Source organism: Mesorhizobium sp. P2_D6, assembly GCF_056404315.1.
Genome location: NZ_JBFUEG010000022.1, coordinates 1 through 16,861, shown reverse-complemented (window position 1 = coordinate 16,861; position 16,861 = coordinate 1). Strand labels below are relative to the sequence as shown.

Below are 16,861 nucleotides of genomic sequence, written 5' to 3'. Positions count from 1 at the left end.
CAAAGAATTATGCGCCACGCCGTCTTACCCGCGCTTGGTTCTAAGGTAGAACGAGAGTCCCGCAACGCGCCTACAATGAGCCTTCATTGCCGGTTTAGAAAGCCATGTAAGCAAAAGGCGCCCCGAAAGGCGCCTCTTCATCGCTTGATTCCCTTTGAGGAAATTGGAGCGGGTGAAGCGATTCGAACGCTCGACCCCAACCTTGGCAAGGTTGTGCTCTACCCCTGAGCTACACCCGCTCACACGGCCCTAGGGCCGCAAGCCGGGCCTATATGGCTGAAGAGCGCGGCGATTGCAACAGGGAAATGACGGGCTTTTTGGTCGCGCCAAATCGCCTGGCCGAACCTCGTTGGCCACCCTGGTGGTTCATTGACTTCCCGCATGGACGGTCTTGTCTCGGCGGCATCATTGGCCGTAAACGGCTTTGCGCGTGGCCAGACTTGTACCAGATAGGGAAAGACCATCGATGCCGAAGACTGAAGCCGAGCTTTTCTCCTTTCTTGCCGATCTCGGTATATCGGTGTCGACCGTGCGTCATCCGCCGCTCTACACGGTCGCCGATTCGCAGTCGCTGCGCGGCGTGATACCGGGCGGCCACACGAAGAACCTGTTCCTCAAGGACAAGAAGGACAATTTCTTCCTGGTCAGCGTCGGCGAGGATGCGGTCGTCGACCTGAAGCAGATCCACACGATCATCGGCGCCGCCAGCCGTGTCTCCTTCGGCAAGCCGGAGATGCTGATGGAGCTGCTCGGCGTCGTTCCGGGCGCCGTCACCGTGTTCGGGCTGATCAACGACACCCAAAGACGGGTCAAGGTGGTGCTCGACCAGGATTTGATGGCGCATGACGTCATCAATGCGCATCCGCTGATCAATGAGGCGACGACGTCGATCGCTTCCGCCGACCTCATCAGATTCGTCGAGGCAACCGGCCATGATGCTGCTATCTTGAAAGTCTCGGCTTGATCGCCACATGGATGGCGAAAACTGACCTCTAGCATGGATGTCGCGCCTGCTCCGCTGGCGAGGGGCGCGACCGGAAGGGCGACGACATGAGCGACAACAACAATCCGTTTGGCGGCCAATTCGGCGGCAATTCCGGCCAGTACACCACCTCCGTGCAATATGGCGGCGCCGAGCCGGCCAAGGCTGCAGCCGGCGCCGTTCCGGCTGGTGGAGACCTCATCAAGGACACCACGACCGCCGCCTTCGCCGCCGACGTCATCCAGGAATCGCGGAAACAGCCGGTGCTGGTCGATTTCTGGGCGCCTTGGTGCGGGCCCTGCAAGCAACTCACGCCGCAGCTGGAAAAGGCGGTCAAGGCCGCCGGCGGCAGGGTCAAGCTGGTCAAGATGAACATCGACGATCATCCCTCGATCGCCGGCCAGCTCGGCATCCAGTCGATCCCGGCGGTCATCGCCTTCAAGGACGGCCAGCCGGTTGACGGCTTCATGGGCGCCATCCCCGAGAGCCAGATCGGCGAATTCATCACCAAGGTCGGCGGCAAGGGTAATGGCGCGCCGCCGGTCGCAGAAGCTTTGGCCGCGGCAGCCGAAGCGCATGCGGCGGGCGATGCGCAGACCGCAGCCGACATCTATGACGCCATACTGGCGCAGGCGCCGGAGACGATCGAGGCGATCGCCGGGCTGGGCGAGCTTCTGTTCGAGGCCGGCGACGCGCAAGGCGCCGAGGCGCTGCTGGCAACGGCGCCGGAGGCCAAGAAGGATGCGCCAGCACTTGCCGCGCTGCGCGCCAAGATGACGCTGGCGGCTGAAGCGGCAGCGCTTGGCAATCCCGCCGAGTTCGAGCAGCGCCTGGCCGCCAATCCCGGCGACCACCAGGCGCGTTTCGATCTAGCCATGGTCCAGAATGCGCGAGGCGATCGCCATGCGGCGGCCGACAACCTGCTGGCCATCATCAAGGCCGACCGCACCTGGAACGAGGACGGCGCCAGGGCGCAGCTGTTGAAGCTGTTCGAGGCCTGGGGCATGACCGACGAGGCGACGCTGGCGGCGCGGCGCAAATTGTCGTCGCTGCTGTTTTCCTGAGCCGTTCGCCGGCGAAATTACCGGCGGAATGGTTTTGGGGCCTTGCGGCCGGCGTCGGCTGCGCCAGATTAGGCCGATACTGTCGCGCCCGAAGCGATCGGAGGACTTAAGTGCAGGTCGGAAACGCACATTACCGGGTCGGCAAGGATCTGCCGTCGACCATCCCGGTGTTTCCGCTTGCGGGCGCGCTGCTCCTGCCGGGCGGCCGTATGCCGCTCAACATTTTCGAGCTGCGCTATCTGCAGATGGTGGATGAGGCTATCGCCGGCCCGCGGCTGATCGGCATCATCCAGCCCAGCCTCGACGGCGCGCTGCGTGCCGATGGTGAGCCCGAACTGTGCAATGTCGGCTGCGCCGGGCGCATCATCTCGATGGCCGAGAGCGGCGACGGCCGCTATCTGATTTCGCTGCAGGGTGTGTGCCGGTTCCGCATCACGCATGAGCTGCCGGTGAAGACGCCGTTCCGGCAATGCAAGCTGGCGCCGTTCCTCACCGATCTTAGCGAAGACCAGGCGGCAAACGAGGTCGACCGGCCGGCGCTCTTGAAAGCGTTTCGCGCCTATCTGCAGGCCAATGAGCTCGAGGCCGACTGGGAAAGCGTCAGCCGCGCCGAAAACGCCATGCTGGTCAACGCGCTGTCTATGATGGCGCCTTACGGCCCGGCCGAGAAACAGGCGCTGTTGGAAGCGCCCGACTTGAGAGCCCGTGCCGAGACGCTGATCGCCATCACCGAAATGGCACTGGCGCGCGAGAATGAGGATTTTGGCTCGAGTTTGCAGTAAGGTGTGTCAACGCATCTTGGGCCGGTGGTTGGCTGAAAGAGGAACGATGGCAGCGGACGGACGTGACGGCAAGACGGCCAATGTCGATCCAAAACTGCTGGAGCTGCTGGCCTGCCCGCTGACCAAGGGGCCGCTGGCTTGGGACCCGGAGCGCGGCGAATTGATCTCGCGGATCGCCAAGCTCGCCTACCCCGTACGCGACGGCATCCCGATCATGCTGCCCTCGGAGGCGCGGACGATTTCGGCGGAGGATGTGCTGTCGCCGCCGCGGCTGAGTGGGCCGGCGCAGGCTGGACGCTGATCGGCAGGTAGCCCTTGATCGTTCCTTTTGGGGGCAAATCGCAAACCTTGGAGATTGACCGAAACGCTCCTCCCTTCGTCATCCTAGGGCGGAGCAGCCGCGAAGCGGCGTCGCGGAGACTCTAGGATCCATGCCGCGACGTGATCGAAGGGTGCAGCGGAGCAGAATTCTGCACCGTTTCAACGCCTTAATGTCACGGCATGGATCCCGGGAGTCTGCGCCGCATCGCTTCGCTCCTTGCTTCGCCCCAGGGTGACGACGCGATGGGCGTCTCCATAAAGCCCTATTGAAAATTCCGCCCCTTGGGCATGACCCTCTCGGCCTTGTCTGACAGCGTTGCGATGTCCGGCCGGGCTGGCACGGCCGGTGTCATCTCCTCCAGCAGCACCGTCAGCCACGGCGTCAGATCCTCGATCTTTTCGGCGACGATGTGGATGACATCGGATTCCGACTGCAGCTTGCCGGTGACCTTGACGAAGCGCGCGCCCATGACGATGGGGCGGAAGCGGGTAAACGTCCTTTCCCAGAAAATGACGTTGGCGACGGCCTTGTCGTCCTCCAGGGTCAGGAAGATCGCATTGCCCTTGCCGGGACGCTGGCGCACCAGCACCAGCCCGGCGACGGAAACCCGCCTGCCGTCGCGAACCGCGCCAAGGTTGGCATTGGGGATGACGCCGGCGCGGTCGAGCCGCTCGCGCAGGAAGGCGACCGGATGCGCCTTTAGCGACAGGCCGAGTGAGCGGTAGTCGTGGATGACATGTTCGCCGAGCGGCATTGTCGGCAGTTTTGTTTCGGGTTCGAGCTCGCGCAGGCGGATCGCCGGCTGGTCGAACAGCGGCAGTCTTTCGGCGGCACTCTTGCCGTCCAGCGCGCGCACCGCCCACAATGCTTCACGACGGTCGAGGCCGAGCGAGCGGAAGGCGTCGGCCTGCGCCAGTCTTTCGATGTCGTCGACATCGAGGCCGGAGCGCAGCCAGACATCCCTGACGCTTGAATAGCCGGCGCCGCGCCGCTCGGCAAACTGCTCCATGCGCTCCTTGGACAGTCCCTTGATCTGCCTGAAGCCGAGCCGCACGGCGTGCTTTGTCTCGATGACACCGCGCATCTCGGCATGGCGCGGCAGGATGCGGGCCGGGTCGAATTCGTCTTCCTCCAGCGTGCAGTCCCAGCCGGAAAAATTGACGTCGACGTCGCGGATATCGACGCCATGGTCGCGCGCGTCGCGCACCAGCTGCGCCGGTTGATAAAACCCCATCGGCTGCGAATTGAGGATCGCGGCGCAGAACACGTCGGGATAGAAAGTCTTGAACCAGCACGAGGCATAGACGAGCAGCGCGAAGGAGGCGGCGTGGCTTTCGGGAAAGCCGTATTCGCCGAAACCTTCGATCTGCTTGAAGCAGCGCTCGGCGAAGTCCTTGGTGTATCCCTTGCCGACCATGCCGTCGATCATGCGCTGGCGATAATTGCCGATGGTGCCGGTGCGCTTGAAGGTGGCCATGGCGCGGCGCAATTCGTCGGCCTCGCCCGGCTTAAAGCCGCCGGCGACGATGGCGATCTTCATCGCCTGCTCCTGGAACAGCGGCACGCCCAGCGTCTTCTTGAGGATCGCCTCCAGCTCCGGCTTTTGATACTCGGCTTTCTCCTTACCTTGCCGGCGGCGCAGATAGGGATGAACCATGTCGCCCTGGATCGGGCCCGGCCGCACGATCGCCACCTCGATGACAAGGTCGTAGAAATCCTTTGGCTTGAGCCTTGGCAGCATCGACATCTGGGCACGCGATTCGATCTGGAAGACGCCGAGCGTGTCGGCGCGGCCGATCATGTCGTAGACATGCCTGTCCTCAGGCGGGAGGCTTCCCAGCACATAGGGCCTGCCATACTCATCGCGCGCATCCGGGTAATGATTGGTGAGCAAGGTGAAGGCGCGTTTCAGGCAGGTCAGCATGCCGAGCGCCAGCACGTCGACCTTCAAAATCTTGACCGCGTCGAGATCGTCCTTGTCCCATTCGACCATCTTGCGCGCCTCCATCGCCGTCTTGACGATGGGGACGATCTCGTCGAGCCGGTCCCTGGTGATGACGAAGCCGCCGACATGCTGCGACAAATGCCGGGGAAAGCCCATGATCTCGTTGGCGTGGGCGATCACGTGACGGGTCGAGGTCTCGTTGCGGTCGAGGCCGCCGGCATGGGCCTCCTTCTCGCCGAGCTCCGAGGTCGACCAACCCCAGATCGAACTGGACAGCGCGCTGCGGACATCGTCCGACAGGCCCATGGCCTTGGCCACCTCGCGCAATGCCGAGCGGCCGCGATAGCTGACGACGGCCGCCGCCAGCGCGGTGCGCTTGGCGCTGTATTTGGAGTAGATGTACTGGATCACCTCCTCCCGCCGCTCATGTTCGAAGTCGACGTCGATATCGGGCGGCTCGTTGCGCTCCTCGGAAATGAACCGCTCGAACAGCGTGTCGATGCGCTCGGGGCCGACCTCGGTGATGCCGATGCAGAAGCAGACGATCGAATTGGCGGCCGAGCCTCTGCCCTGGCACAGAATGCCCTCGTTGCGGGCGAACTGGACAATGTCGTAAACGGTGAGGAAATAGCGCGCATAGTTCAGGCGCTCGATCAGAGCGAGCTCTTCGCCGATGCGCTGCGAGACGGAAGCGGGGACGCCCGCCGGATAGCGCGTGGCGGCCCCCTCCCTGGCCAGACGCTCGAGCTCGGCCTGCGGCCCGAGGCCCGATTGCGTCGGCTCGTCGGGATAATTGTACTGGAGATCGCCAAGCGAGAAGGTCAGCTCGCCGGCAAAGCGCAGCGTCTCGGCCAGCGCCTGCGGATGGCGGCGAAAGAGGCGGGCCATTTCCAGCGGCGGCTTTAGATGGCGCTCGGCATTGGCCGTCAGTTCCAGCCCGACCTCGGCGACCGGCACATTGAGGCGGATGGCGGTAAGCACATCCTGCAGCGAGCGCCGCTCGGCTGTGTGATAGAGCACATCGTTGGTCGCCATCAGCGGCACGCCGGCGATATCGGCCATGGCGGCCGCCTGCTCGATGCGGAAGCGGTCATTGCCGCGATAGTCCGGCGCCACGCCTAGCCGCAGGTTGGCGCCAAAACGATCCTTCAGCTGACGGATCAATGCCAGGGGATCGTCGGTATTCGCCGAGAGATCCGGCAGCACCGCCAGCGACAGAAGATCGCCCCATTCGAGCAGGTCGCTGTGCTGGAGAAGAGTTGCACCTTTCTCGTTTTCGTCGCGCAGATTGGCCTGCGTCAGCATGCGGCAGAGATGGCCCCAGCCCTTGCGGTTCTGCGGATAGGCGAGAATGTCCGGCGTGCCGTCGCCGAACACCAGCCGGCAACCGGGGTGGTAGGCGAGCTTCTCAACCTTGGCCTGCTGCCAGGCGCGCACGACGCCGGCGACGGTGTTGCGATCTGCTAGCCCGATCGAGGAGAAGCCGAGGAATTTCGCCGCCACCACCAGTTCCTCCGGCTTGGAGGCGCCGCGCAGGAAGGAGAAATTCGACTGGATGCCGAATTCGGCATAGGGGATGATGGTCAGCGCGTTCATGCGAAGACCCCGTGCATGAACCAGCGCGGCGAAGGCTGGCCGGCGCCGTAGAGCCCCTGGCGGTAGAGCCAGTAGCGGCGGCCGTCGCTGTCCTCGATGCGGAAATAGTCGCGCGTCGGCGCGTCCTCCTCGCCCTTCTGCCACCATTCCGGCGCGATGCGTTCGGGCCCTTCGGCGCGGGCGACCCGGTAGAGCGCGCGGCGCCAGCGGAAATTCATCGGCGGTCCCTCCGGCATTTCGGTCGCCGGCACCTCGATCGGCTCGGGCGAACGGAACAGCCGGATCGGCCGCTCCGGCGGGAAGATGGTTGTCGGCGGCGCGTCTTTCCGGTCCGATCTTTTCGGCGGCGTGGTCCGTTGCGGCGCCTCCGAGAAGGGGATGGTGGCGACGGCGCGCTCCGGCAGATGGCTCTCGACGGCGACCGCTTTGAGCACAGCATTGTCGCCGAGTCGGGCGCGGATGCGGTCGGCAAACAGCGCGATGTCGGCGCCGTCATCTTGCGCCTCTCCGGTCAAATCGGCCTGCTGCATGTCGAAGGCTGCGGCTGCCAACACGGAAAGCCGCACCAGGTCGAAGCCGTAGCCGGCATCGATGTCCTGTTCGAGTGCTGTCAGCCGCTCGTGGAACAGGCGCTGGATCAGCTTTGGTTCGCGCAAAGGCCGTGAGGTGCCGACGGCGATGCGGCTGACGGCGCCGTCGACGCGAAACAAAAGCAGCGCCAGCATCCGGGCGCCTTCGCCGCGGCGCTCGAGGTCGGCCTTCAGGGTCACCGCCAGCATTTCCACCAGCCGCTCGATCTCGGCGGTCAACACGACCGGCTCGGCGAGGTGGCGCTCGACCGAAAGCGGCGCTACGGGCAGGCGCGGCGACACCGCCTCGTCGAGACGGCCGAGCGCCTGGTCTAGCCGCAACAGCAAGGTAGAGCCGAAGCGACGGGCAAGCGGTGCGCGCGGTGCGGCCATGACTGCGCCCGCGGTGCGCAGGCCCACACTTTCCAGGCTGGCGCGGATATCGGCTTCGATGCGTAGCGCGGCCAGCGGCAAAGGGGCAAGCAGCGCTTCCTCCTCGCCTGAGGGAACGATGCGGTCGCCACAGAAGCGCGCCGCCGCCCAGGCCGCGCCCGGCGTCGCGGCAAGGCCGGCGCGGACATCGAAACCCTGCTGGAAAAAGCGTGCAAGAATGTCATCCAGCATGGCGCGTTCGCCGCCGAACAGATGCGTGCAGCCGGTGACGTCGAGATAAAGCCCGTCGGCGCCATCGAGCGCCACCAGCGGCGTATAACGGTCGCACCAGTCGGCGAGGCCTTCGAGCAGCCGGCGGTCGGCTTCCGGATCGGCCTCGACAATGTCGATCGAGGGATGCATGGCGCGCGCGTCGGCGATACCCATGCCACGCTTCAGGTGCAGCGCCTCAGCCCGCTCGTCGAGGGCCGATATGCGCTGGGCGCTGCGGTCGCGATGGCTGATCACCAGAGGCAAATGATCCGACGGCCGGGAACGCCACGACCGTCCCAGGCGCTGGCGCAGGATCCGCTCTGCCCCGAGATGCGGAAACCACAGCGACAGAATTCTCTGGCCGTTCTTCCCGTCTTTCTTCGAAACTGTGTTCATCGGGGTTCCACTCCAGTGTGAATTGTCCCGGCAGAGCGCTACGGCTCTTGCCGATGCTGACGGTGAAGGCGGGGCGGCCGATCGAGCCGGCGAGCGGCCCGGCGATGGTCCGGCGGCTTGCAGCCGCTGCGGTCGACACGATAAGGCGTACGGGTGCCGCCGTTGGCTCGGCCTCGCCGGCCTGGCGCAGCAGAAACACCGGCCGGCCGGCGCTTTGCGCGCGGGCGTGCAGCCGGCGCGTTGCGGTGAGGTCGAGCCGCTGCGGGCTGCCGCGGATTTCGAGGATGATTGCGGCCAGCGCGGTCATCTTCGCGGCTTCCTCGGCCACCCACAGCGCATCGGTGAGTTTCGCCGCCTCGGAAAACAGCAATTGCTCCGGCGCGATGCCGAACATGCCCTGCAATCCCCTGGCATAGGGAAAGCCGGCCTCGCGAAAAATCTCCGACGTGCCGATCCACAGCACGGGCAATCTCTGCCCCCTGAGGATCAGGCTGACCAGCGACAGCACAAAGCCGGCGACCGCCCCGGCATTGCGGGTCTCGAGGCCATGGATCTCGGTGAGGGCGGCTTTCGGCAGGCCGCCGCTGAGTGTGGCATCGAGGCGTTCAAGGCCGGTGGGCAGGAAGGCATCCGGTGACGCTACGGCAAGGCCGCGCCGGATGATGGTGATGTCCGGTGCGATATCGGATTCTGGCCCGCCGGCATCGCCGTAAGCACGCGCGCGAGGCCGCTCGCCAGCCGGCGCGGCCAGGCGCTCGGGCAGCGTTCCCTCGATCTTCGCGATCTGGCGGCGCAGGGCAAAAACAGTCTCCCGCGCCACGGCTGATGTCGCCATGACGGTCAGTTTCTCTCACAATTGTTCCTGTTATGTTCCTATAGATTCCAGAGGGTGCCCCAAGAGTCAAGCGGAGTCAGAAGGAATTTATTCCTCTATAGCCATTGACGTCATGAAATTGCCGCTTCATTGCCGAGTCCGGTGCGAAAGCCTATATGCCGGGATCAAAGGACAACGCATGGCCCGCATCTACAAGACCCGCACCTGGCACGACGAACTCTCGCCCTCGATCGAGGAAATGGAGTTTCTGGCGCTGGAGGCGTACGCGCATCTGCCGGACGATTTTCGCAAGCTGACCGGCGAGATCGTCATCGTGATCGCCGAGTTCCCGACCGACGAGATCATGGACGATCTGTCGCTGGAGACGCCGTTCGACCTGCTTGGCCTGTTCGAGGGCCGCGGCATTGCCGAGCGTTGGAATCCGCAGACCGGCGAAGGCCCGAACCGCATCACCCTCTACCGCCGCGCCATCCTCGACTACTGGGCCGAGAACGAAGAGACGCTGGGCGACATCGTCACCCACGTGCTGATCCACGAGATCGGCCACCATTTCGGCCTGTCGGACGATGATATGGAGAAGATTGAAGAGGCGGCGGAGTAAGGCTGTGCCGATCTTCAGGTGAGGCCGGCCTGCAAATAGTAGCTTCCTGCGCTTCCGGTGCTCACGTACTTAAAGTACGCTCCGCTCCGGTTCTCGGAAGCCACCATTTTCGACTCGGCCTGACCTGGATCTCGACACATCCTGCGTCGGCGCTTTGGCAAAGCCTACCAATCGCTCAGCTTCGTATCCGGCCCGTATTCCTGGCCGTCGATATCCTTCACGACCGACTGGCCACAGCGCATCGATTTGGTTTTCTTGTCGTAGGCGTAGGTCGGCGAGCCGTAGAGGTGCCAGCCCTTGTTCAGCGCCGCGGTGACCTTGTGGCAAAAGGTTGAATCGTCGGGCGCGGATAAAAAGCGGTAGAGTCTCATGGTTCAAGTCCTGTCGTGAGTTTGTCTTGTCGGGCGGGATCTTTTTCGAAGCCGGCTTCGGCAATCATGCGCCGATGGCGGCGGCCTTCGCCAGCAGTTTTTCGGCCTGCGCCAGATGCAGCCGCTCGACCATCCTGCCGTTCAGCGCAATCACGCCCTTGCCGGCATTTTCCGGCAGGGCGAAGGCATCTTTCACCGCGCGCGCCTCGGCCAGGGCATCTGGCGCCGGTGCAAAGGCGCGGTTGGCGGCTTCGATCTGGGCCGGGTGGATCAGCGTCTTGCCGTCGAACCCCATGGCCGCAGCTTCCGTGCACTCGCGCGCAAAAGCATCGAGGTCGCGAAAATCGTTGGAGACGCCGTCCAGCATGTCGATTCCGCCGGCGCGGGCAGCCAGCACCATTTGCATCAGCCATGGTACGAGGTAGCGCCGGTCGGGCGTCGCCAGAATGCCGGTCTCCTTGACCAGATCGTTCGTTCCGGCAACGAAACAATTGAGGCGCGAGGCCGGGTCGCGGCCGAGTTCGGCTATGGCGCCGATGTTGAGCATGGCCTTGGGCGTCTCGATCATCGCCCATAGTTTGACGCTGTCGGGGGCAAAATTATCGTCGAGCACGTCGCCGACTTCGAGGATGTCGCGCGGCGTGGCGACCTTGGACAGCAAGATGCCGTCGGGCTCGAATTTCGCCGCGGCCAGCAAATCATGGTTGCCCCATTCGCTGGACAGCGCGTTGACGCGCACGATCATCTCGCAGCGCCGCTTCGACCGGCTGGCGAAAATAGCCGCCAGTTTTTCACGCGCCGCGACCTTGTCGGCGGGAGCAACGGCGTCTTCGAGGTCGATAATGACGGCATCGCAGGTAAGTGTCGCGATCTTGGCCAGCGCCTTGTCGTTGGAGGCGGGGACGTAGAGTACAGAGCGGCGCGGGCGGTAGGGTTCCATGCTCGATCTATGCCGGCAACAGGCGGGTGAGGCAAGGGTGCGGCTTGCCCGAAGTCGGCGCTGCCCCTCATCCCCCTGCCGGGACCTTCTCCCCGTGAACGGGGAGAAGGGGGCTGGTTCCTGCACGAAAACTGCACGGGTCTGCGGAAAACCTCCTTCGCTGCGCCCTGCCGTATCCATGCGGATCCGCGACAACAGCGGCATGCAACAGCGAAACATCCACCGTTGGTCCCTGCCTTACCGGCTGCGCAGCGAAAGCTGGTGGCTGGTCGATCCGCCGCGGCCGGAGGCCCGCCATCGCCCGGAGGCAAGCCTGCTCCCTTTTATACCCAAGCATCCGCCCGTCGGCCGGATCCAGCCCACCAGGAAAGTCCGCGCATGACATCGTTCGTCAGCTTCTGCAGCCGCTTCGGCATTGCCGTCCTGCTCGTCGCGCTGGCGGATTTTCTCTTCTACGCCCAACCTGCCGGCATTACCGTCCTTTTGTTCGCCATCGTGACTGCCGGCGCGGTTGTCGCCGTGCATCCCGCTGCCCTCAATTCCCCAATGCCGTGGCTCAAGCCGGCCTGCCTGTTGGTCGCGCTGCTGCCGCTGGCTGAAAATGTCAGCGCGCTGTCGGTCTCGGTCGCGCTCGTGGCCATGGTGGTGTTTGCATTGTCGCTGGCCGGGCGGTTGCAACACCGCATCGCCCGCATTGCCGGCCAGATCGCGCTGTTCCTGCTGGCGGTGCCACTGCGGTTCATCCGGGATTTCATCCGCTGGCGCAAGACGGCGCGTCGCTTCGGCCGGCGCCGGATCCGGTTCGCGTCCATCGCGGTCTGGGTGATGCCGCTGACGCTGGGCGCCGTCTTCCTCACGCTGTTCGGCGCCGCCAATCCGGTCATCGACTACTGGCTGTCGCTGATCGACCTGATGAAGCTCCTCGATCTCATCCAGCTGGCGCGGATTGCCTTCTGGCTGGTCGTGCTCGCCTGCGTCTGGGCCTTGCTGCGGCCACGTCTGCCGCGCTTCCGGCGTCTTATCCCGCGGCCGAGGCAGAACCTTGCCGGCGCCCAGCCGGCGGCCAAACCGGAGCGGCATGTCGTTGAGGATATCGTCTTCGGCAAAGGCGCCATCTTGCGCGCGCTGATCGTCTTCAACGCCCTGTTTGCGCTGCAGACCGGGCTCGACGCCGCCTATCTCTGGGGTGGGGTCGCCCTTCCCGATGGCATGAGCTATGCCGCCTATGCGCATCGCGGTGCCTATCCGCTGATCGTCACCGCGCTGCTCGCCGCCGGCTTCGTGCTGGCGGCGCTGCGGCCGGGCAGCGAAACATCAAGCGATCCGCTGATCCGCCGGCTGGTCTATGTCTGGGTGGCGCAGAACATCGTGCTGGTCATCTCGTCAATCCTGCGGCTCGACCTCTATATCGGCGTCTATGCGCTGACCTATTGGCGCATCGCTGCTTTCGTCTGGATGGGGCTGGTGGCATCAGGGCTTGCGCTGATCATCGCCCGCATTGCTCTCAGAAAATCCAACGAATGGCTGTTCTCGGCCAATCTTCTGACGTTATCGGCGACGCTTTATGCCTGCTGCTTCATCAACTTCGCCGCAATGATCGCCAACTTCAATGTCGACCACTCGCTTGAAATGTCTGGCTCCGGCACCCCGCTCGATGCCGAGTATCTGCGCTCATTCGGCGCCGTCGCCCTGCCGGCACTGGACCGCTATTACATGCATCAGACCGGACATCTGACCACCTGGGTGGTCTACCTGCAGACGGCCGACGACTATATCGCCGAACAGAAGAAGTGGCGCGCCTGGAGCTTTCGCGCCTGGAGGCTCGTGCAGATTCTCGACAAAAGAGGCCCGCTCGTGCTTCCTCCACCTCAGCAACCTACCCAACCCTCGCAACCTTCAGTGCTGGACCGCTAGATTCATGCCGCATCAGATCCTGGTCGCCGACGACGATCCGCACATACGCGAGATCATCTGCTTTGCACTGGAAAAGGCTGGCATGAAGACACAGGCCGTGTCTGACGGCGCGGCCGCCCTGCAGGCGATCGAACGCCGCGAGCCCGATCTCGTCGTGCTCGACATCGGCATGCCTGAGATGGACGGGCTGGAGGTCTGCCGGCGGCTCAGGCAACGCTCGGACGTGCCGGTGCTGTTCCTGTCGGCGCGTGACGAGGAAATCGACCGCATCCTTGGGCTCGAAATGGGCGGCGACGACTATGTGACGAAGCCGTTCAGCCCGCGTGAACTGGTGGCGCGTGTCAATGTCATTTTGCGCCGCGCCCGCGCCGTGCCGGAGCCGGCCGACGACAGGGCCTTTGCGCATGGCAAGCTCAGCCTGACACCGGCCAGCCATGGCGCCAGTTTCGACGGCAAGGAACTGGCGTTGACGGCGATCGAATTCTCGATCCTGAAAGGGTTTCTGGCGCGGCCGGCGCATGTGCTGGGCCGCGATTTGGTGGTGGCCAGCGCCTATGCCGCCAACATTCATGTCGCCGACCGCACCGTCGACAGCCATATCCGCAACATTCGCGCCAAGCTGGCGGCGGTGGGCTGCCTCGACGCCATCGAAACCCTGCATGGGGTCGGCTTCCGGCTTGGCCGATGCGGCGCCTGAGCGACCGCAAATGGATCGGCACCAAATGGCGGCCAAGGCTGGCCACGGTGGTTCTCGCCATCCTCATCATGGTGCTGGCGCTGCCGCTGGTCGGCCTGTTCTTCTTTCGGCTTTATGAAAACCAGCTGATACGCCAGACCGAAGGCGAGCTGATTGCGCAAGGCGCCGTCATTGCCGCCATCTATGCACAGGACGTGCGCGTCGCCGGCATTTCCCAGGACAAGCTCGGCGGGTCGGTGGAGGCGGAGAGCGATGATGCCAGCCGTGGCGACGATTCGCCTTACCAGCCGATCGAGCCCAGCCTCGATCTCGCCTCCGACTATTTGCTGCCGACCCGGCCCGCCGGCATCGCTACCGCCACCGATCCAGCCTTTGCGGCGATAGGCGCCAGCCTGTCCGGCATTCTCGACACCACGCAGAAAACCACTTTGGCGGGCTTCCGGCTGCTCGACCCGCACGGTGTCGTCATTGCCGGGCGCGACGAGGTCGGATTGTCGCTGGCCCATGTCGAGGAGGTGCGCGAGGCGCTTGCTGGCCACTACGCCAGCGTGCTCAGGCAACGCATTCCCGACCAGCCGCCGCCGCCGCTCTATTCGGTCAGCCGCGGCACAAAGGTCCGCGTTTTTGTTGCCATGCCGATTGCAGTCGATGGCCGGGTCGCCGGCGTGATCTATCTGTCGCGGACGCCGAACAACATCGTCAAACACCTCTATGGCGAGCGCGGCAAGGTGACGCTGGCGGCCATCGCCATGCTTTGCGGCACGCTGCTGATCGCGCTGGTCTTCCTGCGCACCGTCAGCCGGCCGATCTACGCGCTGATGGAGCGAACAAGGCGCATTGCCGCTGGTGACCGTGATGCGATCCGGCCGCTCGACCACCACGGCACGCGCGAAATGGCCGAACTGTCCGCCGCCTTCCTCGACATGGCTGAAAAGCTGCAGGCGCGCTCCGACAGCATCCAGACCTTTGCCACTCATGTCTCGCACGAGCTCAAATCGCCGCTGACGGCGATCCAGGGCGCGGCCGAGCTGTTGCGCGATTCCGGCGATGCGATGGACGCCGCCGAGCGCAAGCGGTTTTCCGGCAACATCGTCAACGATGCCGGCCGGCTCAACCTGTTGGTTCGCCGCCTGCTCGACCTGGCGCGCGCCGAAAACCTGGCGCCGAGCGGCGAAAGCACATCGCTCGATGCAGCGCTGGCGCTGCTGCCGGTGGACGGCAGGCTGGCGGTCAAAGTCGAGGCGGGCAGCGCCATCGGCCTGCGCATCTCGGCCGAGAATGCGGCGATCGTCCTTGCCAACCTGATCGACAATTCGGCGAGGCATGGCGCGACGCAGGTCTTGCTGGCGGCAGCCGGCGCCGATGGCAAGGCAACCATTACGGTCAGCGACGACGGCGCCGGCATTTCGCCGAGCAACAGGGCTCGCATTTTCGAGCCATTCTTCACCACGCGGCGCGAATCCGGCGGCACCGGCATGGGCCTCGGCATCGTGCTGGCCCTCCTGAAAGCGCATGATGGCACGATCGCGCTGGTTGACTCCGGGCGCGGCACGCGCTTCGAGATTTCCTTGCCGGCCGCGTAAGGCCAGCGGATTGGAGAACAAGAGTGCGCTACGACATCGTCATCATCGGCGGGGCCATCGTCGGCTCCTCGGTCGCCTACTATCTGCGCGAGGAAGGCTTTTCCGGCTCGATCGCTCTGGTCGAGCGCGATCCGCAATTCGCCCATGCGGCGACGACGCTCTCCATGGCCTCGATCCGTCAGCAATTCTCGATCCCGGAAAATATCCGCCTGTCGCAGTTCACGCTTACCCTGTTCCGGCGGCTGAAGGAAACCTTCGGCGCGGATGCCGATATCGGCTTTCGCGAGGGCGGCTATCTGATCCTTGCCGGCGAGGCCGGACTGCCGATCCTCAAAGCCAACCACGAAGCGCAGGTCGCCGAGGGCGCCGACATTCTGCTCGAGGATGCCGACCAGCTGGCAAAGCGCTTTTCTTGGCTGTCGACGGAAGGCATCAGCGCCGGCGCCTTTGGCCGTAGCGGCGAGGGCTGGTTCGACGCCCATGCCATGCTGACACTGTTCCGCAAGGCGCTGCGTGACAGGAAGATCGATTTCATCGCCGCCGATGTTACCGGCATTGAGCGCCAAGGTGGCCGGGTTACTGGCGTGACCCTCGACAATGGCGAAAAGCTCGAAGCCGGCATCGTGGTCAACGCCGCCGGCCCAAACGCCGGCAAGGTCGCCGCTCTTGCCGGGCTCGCGCTGCCGGTCGAGCCGCGCAAGCGCAACGTCTTCGTCTTCGAGGCGCGGGAGAAATATGCCGATATGCCGCTGCTGGTCGATCCCTCCGGCATCTATGTCCGGCCGGAAGGCTCGGTCTATCTCACCGGCGGCGCCGAGCCGGAAGAGGGCGATGGTCCCGCCGACCCCCGGGATTTCGACGTCGACTGGCCGCTGTTCGAAGAGGTGATCTGGCCGGTGCTGGCAACCCGTATCCCGGCCTTCGAGGCGATCAAGCCGACCCGCGCCTGGGCTGGCCACTACGACTACAACACGCTCGACCAGAACGCGGTGATCGGGCCGCATCCCGAGGTCGGCAATTTCATCTTCGCCAATGGATTTTCCGGCCACGGCCTGCAGCAGGCGCCGGCCGTCGGCAAGGCGCTGGCCGAGCTTCTGGTGCATGGCGGCTACAGGACGGTGGATTGCTCGGCGTTTGGGTACGAACGGGTGGCCGAGGGGCGCGCGTTCCGGGAATTGAATGTGATTTGAGCGGCGCTTCTTCCTTCTCCCCTTGTGGGCCTGTTGCGTTATCGGGCTTTGGACGCCTGGAGAGGCGGCAGGGGCGCAGGGAGGTGCTTTGCGGCGCTGGTTTGCGGCCGGATAGGGTAGGAGTTGGCGTATTCGGTGGGTTTCGGGCGCAGTGCGACCCAGGCTCAGGTGGCCAGCGTYACCCAGCGGCGCATGTTGAAGGCCATGGCCGCGATGAGGACCTGTCCTGCCGCCTTGGCCAGGCCGCGATAGCGGATGGCGCAAAGTCGCATGCGGTTCTTCAAGGTGGCGAAGGTTGTCTCGACGGCAAAGCGTTGCCGGGCGATCAGCTGGTTGAACTGCTTCAGGCGCGCCGGCAGGCGCGGATGATGCTTGTTGGCTCGCCGCATCAGCCGCGGCTTGATCCCGCGCTGCCTCAGCGACAGCTCG

General features: G+C 64.6%; 15 protein-coding genes and 1 tRNA gene. 9 read left to right on the top strand and 7 right to left on the bottom strand.

From position 1 onward, the window contains the following. Positions 1-164 precede the first annotated feature (164 nt). Positions 165-239: transfer RNA gene (locus AC1D1L_RS29545), tRNA-Gly, on the bottom strand. A gap of 227 nt (positions 240-466) precedes the next feature. Here AC1D1L_RS29545 and AC1D1L_RS29540 point away from each other — a divergent pair. The 4 genes from AC1D1L_RS29540 to AC1D1L_RS29525 all read left to right on the top strand — a co-directional run bounded on the left by AC1D1L_RS29540 (position 467) and on the right by AC1D1L_RS29525 (position 3,129). Next, complete coding sequence (locus tag AC1D1L_RS29540) at positions 467-964, top strand: prolyl-tRNA synthetase associated domain-containing protein (protein ID WP_477344845.1); 498 nt, start codon at positions 467-469, stop codon at positions 962-964. Positions 965-1,050: 86 nt separating this feature from the next. Next, entirely contained in the window at positions 1,051-2,046 is a 996-nt protein-coding gene (gene trxA / locus AC1D1L_RS29535; protein ID WP_477344843.1) for a thioredoxin, read from the top strand. A gap of 110 nt (positions 2,047-2,156) precedes the next feature. Then, a complete protein-coding gene (locus tag AC1D1L_RS29530) occupies positions 2,157-2,828 on the top strand; it encodes an LON peptidase substrate-binding domain-containing protein (RefSeq protein ID WP_436262131.1) in 672 nt (223 codons plus the stop codon). Between the two features lie 46 nt (positions 2,829-2,874). After that, positions 2,875-3,129, top strand: coding sequence for a Trm112 family protein (locus AC1D1L_RS29525; RefSeq protein ID WP_192258776.1), 255 nt, complete (start codon positions 2,875-2,877; stop codon positions 3,127-3,129). A 283-nt stretch (positions 3,130-3,412) separates the two neighbouring features. Here the strand turns inward: AC1D1L_RS29525 and AC1D1L_RS29520 are convergent, their stop codons facing one another. Genes AC1D1L_RS29520 through AC1D1L_RS29510 form a run of 3 tightly spaced genes read right to left on the bottom strand, consistent with a single transcriptional unit; the run spans position 3,413 to position 9,136 of the window. After that, a complete protein-coding gene (locus AC1D1L_RS29520; RefSeq protein ID WP_477344841.1) occupies positions 3,413-6,691 on the bottom strand; it encodes an error-prone DNA polymerase in 3,279 nt (1,092 codons plus the stop codon). After that, on the bottom strand, positions 6,688-8,160 hold the full coding sequence (locus AC1D1L_RS29515; RefSeq protein WP_477344839.1) for a DUF6504 family protein: 1,473 nt from the start codon (positions 8,158-8,160) through the stop codon (positions 6,688-6,690). The genes AC1D1L_RS29520 and AC1D1L_RS29515 overlap by 4 nt, the downstream gene beginning before the upstream one ends. Beyond that, complete coding sequence (locus AC1D1L_RS29510; protein WP_477344837.1) at positions 8,102-9,136, bottom strand: ImuA family protein; 1,035 nt, start codon at positions 9,134-9,136, stop codon at positions 8,102-8,104. Before AC1D1L_RS29510 ends, AC1D1L_RS29515 begins: the two co-directional genes overlap by 59 nt. A gap of 178 nt (positions 9,137-9,314) precedes the next feature. Between AC1D1L_RS29510 and AC1D1L_RS29505 the strand changes: the two genes are divergently transcribed. Further along, a complete protein-coding gene (locus AC1D1L_RS29505; protein WP_112560156.1) occupies positions 9,315-9,737 on the top strand; it encodes a metallopeptidase family protein in 423 nt (140 codons plus the stop codon). A gap of 164 nt (positions 9,738-9,901) precedes the next feature. Here AC1D1L_RS29505 and AC1D1L_RS29500 read toward each other — a convergent pair whose 3' ends face one another. Then, complete coding sequence (locus AC1D1L_RS29500; RefSeq protein ID WP_023699283.1) at positions 9,902-10,108, bottom strand: DUF1737 domain-containing protein; 207 nt, start codon at positions 10,106-10,108, stop codon at positions 9,902-9,904. A 64-nt stretch (positions 10,109-10,172) separates the two neighbouring features. Further along, entirely contained in the window at positions 10,173-11,048 is an 876-nt protein-coding gene (locus tag AC1D1L_RS29495; protein ID WP_477344835.1) for an HpcH/HpaI aldolase/citrate lyase family protein, read from the bottom strand. 378 nt (positions 11,049-11,426) lie between these two features. Here AC1D1L_RS29495 and AC1D1L_RS29490 point away from each other — a divergent pair, with 378 nt between their 5' ends. Genes AC1D1L_RS29490 through AC1D1L_RS29475 form a run of 4 tightly spaced genes read left to right on the top strand, consistent with a single transcriptional unit; the run spans position 11,427 to position 16,432 of the window. Then, the gene (locus tag AC1D1L_RS29490; RefSeq protein ID WP_477344833.1) at positions 11,427-12,962 is read left to right on the top strand and encodes a DUF4153 domain-containing protein; all 1,536 of its coding nucleotides are present in this window, start codon (positions 11,427-11,429) and stop codon (positions 12,960-12,962) included. 4 nt (positions 12,963-12,966) lie between these two features. Beyond that, positions 12,967-13,659 carry a response regulator gene (locus AC1D1L_RS29485; RefSeq protein ID WP_477344831.1) on the top strand — a complete coding sequence of 231 codons (693 nt, stop codon included), beginning with the start codon at positions 12,967-12,969 and terminating at the stop codon, positions 13,657-13,659. After that, positions 13,647-15,242 carry an ATP-binding protein gene (locus AC1D1L_RS29480; RefSeq protein ID WP_477344829.1) on the top strand — a complete coding sequence of 532 codons (1,596 nt, stop codon included), beginning with the start codon at positions 13,647-13,649 and terminating at the stop codon, positions 15,240-15,242. Before AC1D1L_RS29485 ends, AC1D1L_RS29480 begins: the two co-directional genes overlap by 13 nt. Positions 15,243-15,265: 23 nt before the next feature. Next, on the top strand, positions 15,266-16,432 hold the full coding sequence (locus AC1D1L_RS29475; RefSeq protein ID WP_477344827.1) for an NAD(P)/FAD-dependent oxidoreductase: 1,167 nt from the start codon (positions 15,266-15,268) through the stop codon (positions 16,430-16,432). 164 nt (positions 16,433-16,596) lie between these two features. On the opposite strand, the gene AC1D1L_RS29470 is transcribed toward AC1D1L_RS29475, so the two are convergent. After that, a partial coding sequence (locus AC1D1L_RS29470; protein WP_477344825.1) for a transposase occupies positions 16,597-16,861 on the bottom strand: 265 nt, incomplete at its 5' end.

Coding starts and splice junctions, on each gene's coding strand:
- AC1D1L_RS29540 (WP_477344845.1), top strand. CDS start 467: ATGCCGAAGACTGAAGCCGAGCTTTTCTCCTTTCTTGCCGATCTCGGT.
- trxA (WP_477344843.1), top strand. CDS start 1,051: ATGAGCGACAACAACAATCCGTTTGGCGGCCAATTCGGCGGCAATTCC.
- AC1D1L_RS29525 (WP_192258776.1), top strand. CDS start 2,875: ATGGCAGCGGACGGACGTGACGGCAAGACGGCCAATGTCGATCCAAAA.
- AC1D1L_RS29520 (WP_477344841.1), bottom strand. CDS start 6,691: ATGAACGCGCTGACCATCATCCCCTATGCCGAATTCGGCATCCAGTCG.
- AC1D1L_RS29510 (WP_477344837.1), bottom strand. CDS start 9,136: ATGGCGACATCAGCCGTGGCGCGGGAGACTGTTTTTGCCCTGCGCCGC.
- AC1D1L_RS29505 (WP_112560156.1), top strand. CDS start 9,315: ATGGCCCGCATCTACAAGACCCGCACCTGGCACGACGAACTCTCGCCC.
- AC1D1L_RS29500 (WP_023699283.1), bottom strand. CDS start 10,108: ATGAGACTCTACCGCTTTTTATCCGCGCCCGACGATTCAACCTTTTGC.
- AC1D1L_RS29495 (WP_477344835.1), bottom strand. CDS start 11,048: ATGGAACCCTACCGCCCGCGCCGCTCTGTACTCTACGTCCCCGCCTCC.
- AC1D1L_RS29490 (WP_477344833.1), top strand. CDS start 11,427: ATGACATCGTTCGTCAGCTTCTGCAGCCGCTTCGGCATTGCCGTCCTG.
- AC1D1L_RS29485 (WP_477344831.1), top strand. CDS start 12,967: ATGCCGCATCAGATCCTGGTCGCCGACGACGATCCGCACATACGCGAG.
- AC1D1L_RS29480 (WP_477344829.1), top strand. CDS start 13,647: ATGCGGCGCCTGAGCGACCGCAAATGGATCGGCACCAAATGGCGGCCA.